Consider the following 4348-nt stretch of genomic DNA (forward strand, 5'->3'; position numbering starts at 1 on the left):
CAGTGTGCTCTTGCCTGCGTTCGGAAAGCCGACAATGCCGACGTCGCCAAGGACCTTCAGGCGCAGCCTGATGCGACGTTCCTCCGCAGGGATACCCTGTTCGCAGTACCTTGGGGCACGGTCGACGGATGTGGCAAAAGATGCATTACCTCGGCCACCGCTTCCGCCATGAGCTACCGTGACAGTCTCGCCCTCGTCGACCAGATCCGCCAGGACTTCCTCTGAGACAATATCCGTCAGGACGGTGCCCAGTGGGACGAGGATGGTAATGTCCAGTCCATCGCTCCCATGCTTGTTGCGTCCAGCGCCTGGCTCTCCGGCCTGGGCCCTGAACGTCCGCTTCTTTGCGAAGAACTGAAGACTCGAGTATCGGCCGGTAGAAATAAAGATGACGTCGCCACCTCTGCCACCCTCACCGCCATCCGGTCCGCCTTTCTCCACATACTTCTCACGGCGGAAGCTCATTGCTCCGTTTCCGCCGTGTCCCGAGGTGACTCGAACTATGACCTCGTCGAGAATGCGGTCAGCTGAGTCTCTAATGGAAATGCTCCCTATCTATGCTAATTCGCCTGTTCAGGAACAGTGGCTTCCGAAACAGGGAGCTCAGGGACAGGAAGCACATGAACGCGCTTCACAGTCTTGAGCGACTCGAACTTTACTGTTCCGTCGACGACGGCGAACAGGGTATAGTCGCGGCCCATCATGACGCCCTTGCCGGCTTTGAAATGCTCGCCGCGCTGACGCACGATGATGTTGCCTGACCGTACGACTTGGCCATCATACAGCTTGACGCCTAGGTATTGCGGGTTGCTGTCCCGCCCGTTACGTGACTTACCGCCTGCTTTCTTGTGTGCCATTGTTCACCGCCCCTCTTACCCGATCTCCGTGATCTTCACGTAGGTCGATGTTTGTCTGTGCCCTATGAGCTTCTTGTGTGTCGTCTTGTTCTTGTAGGTGAAGACACGGATCTTACGGTCGCGCGTGGTACGAAGGATCGTACCGCTCACCTTTGCGTCCAGAACGTAGGGCTTGCCGATTTGAGTGCCGGCGTCAGTGGTGACGACGAGGACTTTGTCGAACACGATCGGCGTGCCGGGTTCGCTGGCGATTTTTTCCATCTTGACGATCTCGCCGGGCTCGACCCGATACTGCCTTCCTGCTGCTTCGATTACAGCGTACATAGATTACCTCCACGAAGAATTGCTCGGTCGAGGCGGCCTTGCGGCACTTAGGGAACCCGACCAATGCGAAGAAAGTATACGGTGTTCGAGGCACCTGTCAACCGTTCACAGCTTGAAATTTAGCCTCTCCCGAGTAGTATACCATCTGTGAAAACGATTATGATCGCAGGACTGGGCAACCCGGGGCCCGAATATGGTGAGACACGACATAACGTAGGCTTCATGGCCCTCGACGCTATCGCACATTCGTTCAAGGTTCGCAGGTTCAACCACAATCGACTGGCACAGTGGGCAGCCGTCGATCTGGCTCTCTGTGACGATCCGGAACCCGTCAGGATAGTATTGGTGAAGCCCCAGACGTTTATGAACAGTTCCGGTGTCGCTATCGCTCCAATGATGAAGGAACGCAACATTCTTCTCGAGAACCTGATCGTGATCCATGACGAGATGGACTTGCCGGTTGGTACCGTCAGGGTGAGTTTCAACGCCACCGCTGCAGGTCACAATGGGGTCCGATCGATTGTCGACAACTGTGGTGGAAAGGGATTCGTGCGGGTCCGCGTCGGCATCGAAAAGCCACGCAGCAAGGACGGCGTCATCGATTTCGTGCTGTCAAGATTCTCCAGGTCCGAGTGGCCAACCATCATCGATGTCATTGCGACGTCACCGACTGTCGTCCGAACCATCATCTGTGATGGGCTGATGGCTGCGCAGGAAATGTTCAACCACAAGGTGGCAAAGGACTGATGCAGTCTGGCTCGTTCGACCTGCTGTTGCAGCAGGCGCAGGCCAGCGCTCCCGAACTGTTCGTCAAATTCGCGCAACTGCTGGAACGACCAGATTCTATCACGGTTTCGAGTCCATCCAGCGGCTATCGGCAGCTGCTGCTGGCGGCTTTGGTCACACTCTGCCCTCGACCCCTTGTGGTTGTTTGTCCAAGTGTCGACCGTGCGGAGGAACTGTCTTCGATGGTTCGCGGCATGTCCGCGGCGATCACGGGTGCGCGGCCCTTTGTGGTCCTGCCCGAGTTGGGCGTCGAGATTATGGAGTACACGCAGTACTCGCGTCCACTGTCGTTCGCCCGAGCTCGAGCCCTTGATCAGATCTATGCGCATGCAGAGACTGTCGTTTTCACGACGGCCCAGGGACTCATCGACCCTTCCATCCCCGCGCGCGATTTCACGGAGCTTGTTTCTACGCTGACTGTCGGGGATCGCATCATCCCACATTCCCTGGGACGCCGGCTTTTGGAGATGGGGTACGAACCGGTTTCATCGGTCACCGAGATGAGTCAGTTCAGTATGCGTGGCAACGTATTCGATCTGTATTCGCAGGTCGGAGAGTACCCGGCGCGCATTGTGCTTGAAGGTAATGTCATAAGCCGTATCAAGCTGTTCGACCCCGTAACGCAGCAGTCAGTGGAGCCCGTGTCGTCAGTCGGGATCCTGCCACCGTATCCCGTCGTGCTGGACCAGGAGGCCCGTCGGAGTTTTGCCGCTATGGCTGCGGAGCGATGGAAGAAGGAGCGCAAGACGGCTGAAGGAAGCGAGGACCAGGATGCGGAGCTTCTCGAAGATCTGGAGTCTTTCATTTCGACGACGAACAGCAAAGGGGTCAACTACTTTCTGTATCAGTATATGAATTCGGAGCGCATGTGTGGAGGTCTTGCCGGCTTGCTTGGACCCCGCGCCATAGCAGTGTTTGCCGACGTCGACCCCGAAGCCGAACTGACGCAGATCTTCGACTCTGCGCGGGAACTCTATGACCGAAGCATTCAAGCTGGCCTCGTACCATCCTCCAGCGCGCTCAATCAGGTGGAGCACACTGCCAGACTTGCTCTGGGCAATTTTGCCCGGTCGATTTCGCTCACCGCTACCTCAGCCCAGGGCGCCATGACTCCGGCTTCCCGCGAGTTGCCTCCACTGACACTGTCGGGTTCCTTGAACGAGTACCTCGGCCTGCACGCCCCCGGAGAGACTGCTATCGACGTTGTGTCGTGGAATCCCGAGAAGGCCCAGCATCTGGTGATGGATACGATCGAGGATCCGGGTGTCATGGCAAGACTTGCTATTATCAAGGGCTCCCTGTCGGTGGGGTTTGCCGCAGAGGGATTCATGGTTCTGACGGACAAGGAACTGTTCCCGAAGGCCACGATGAGCCCCAAGAAGACGACCCGCTTTTCCCAAGCCATCTCTCGTCTCGAGGACTTGCACGAAGGCGACTACGTCGTCCATCGGGACTACGGCATCGGCGTGTTCAGGGGCATAAACGCCATGACGGTCGATGGTGTCACCCGGGACTATATCTCTCTGGAATACAAGGATCACTCATTGCTCCATGTGCCTGTCGAACGCCTGGGATATCTCGAGAAATATGTTGGCGATCGCACGGAGATAACCTTGGACGAACCAGGATCGAGGAAGTGGAAACGGGCGCGCAAGGAGGCTGCAGAAGATGCCCGGCGTATCGCCCATGAACTGCTTGAGACGGCAGCCAAGCGCCATGCGCGCGAGGGCTATATGTTCAAGCCGAATCCAGAGTTGGAGGTACCGGTCGTCGACGCCTTCGCCTACGAGTTGACCCCCGATCAGTCCAAGGCCATCGCCGACGTCCTCAGCGACATGGAGGCGGGAAAGCCGATGGATCGCCTGGTGTGTGGAGATGTCGGCTTCGGGAAGACCGAGGTGGCCATACGGGCGGCGGCGCGCGCGGTTGCAAACGGCAAGCAGGTCGCCATCATCGCTCCGACGACCATCTTGGCGATGCAGCACTTTCGCAACCTGGAGGCCCGCTTCGACCCGATTGGGTACAAGGTTGCACTATTCTCAAGGATGGTAGGCTCCAGGGAACTTGCGGCCGACCGCAAACTTTTGCACGAGGGTGGTGTCGACATCGCTGTCGGTACCCACAAGGTTCTGAACATGACAGGCGACTTCAAGGACATTGGTTTGATGATTGTCGACGAGGAACAACTCTTCGGTGTCATGGACAAGGAGAAGATCAAGAAGATGAAAGCTGAGGTCGATGTGCTGACTCTGAGTGCCACGCCCATCCCGCGCACATTGGAATCGTCTATCGTAGGTATCCGGGACATCTCCCTCATCAACACGCCCCCGGTCGGCCGGTATCCCATCAGGACGTTCCTGATGCCCTTCGACGAGGAGCAG

4 protein-coding genes and 1 pseudogene are annotated in these 4348 nt (G+C 57.4%); 2 read left to right on the forward strand and 3 right to left on the reverse strand.

The window, feature by feature from the left end:
• The 3 genes and pseudogenes from SMC5_RS04140 to rplU all read right to left on the reverse strand — a co-directional run.
• A pseudogene (locus SMC5_RS04140) lies at nt 1-465 on the reverse strand (GTPase ObgE); the annotation flags it as partial.
• Nucleotides 466-560: 95 nt separating this feature from the next.
• Nucleotides 561-857 (reverse strand): 50S ribosomal protein L27, encoded by a 297-nt coding sequence (gene rpmA / locus SMC5_RS04145; RefSeq protein ID WP_119119714.1) that lies wholly within the window; start codon nt 855-857, stop codon nt 561-563.
• 15 nt (nt 858-872) lie between these two features.
• The gene (gene rplU / locus SMC5_RS04150; protein WP_119119715.1) at nt 873-1181 is read right to left on the reverse strand and encodes a 50S ribosomal protein L21; all 309 of its coding nucleotides are present in this window, start codon (nt 1179-1181) and stop codon (nt 873-875) included.
• Nucleotides 1182-1328: 147 nt separating this feature from the next.
• Between rplU and pth the strand changes: the two genes are divergently transcribed.
• Together pth and SMC5_RS04160 are read left to right on the forward strand one after the other, a co-directional pair.
• Nucleotides 1329-1928, forward strand: coding sequence for an aminoacyl-tRNA hydrolase (gene pth / locus SMC5_RS04155; protein WP_126854937.1), 600 nt, complete (start codon nt 1329-1331; stop codon nt 1926-1928).
• On the forward strand, nt 1928-4348 hold a 2421-nt coding region (locus SMC5_RS04160; protein WP_119119717.1), incomplete at its 3' end, for a DEAD/DEAH box helicase. The genes pth and SMC5_RS04160, both read left to right, overlap by 1 nt.

The sequence above is a fragment of the Candidatus Cryosericum odellii genome, from assembly GCF_003570935.1.
Classification (GTDB): Bacteria; Caldisericota; Caldisericia; order Cryosericales; family Cryosericaceae; genus Cryosericum; species Cryosericum odellii.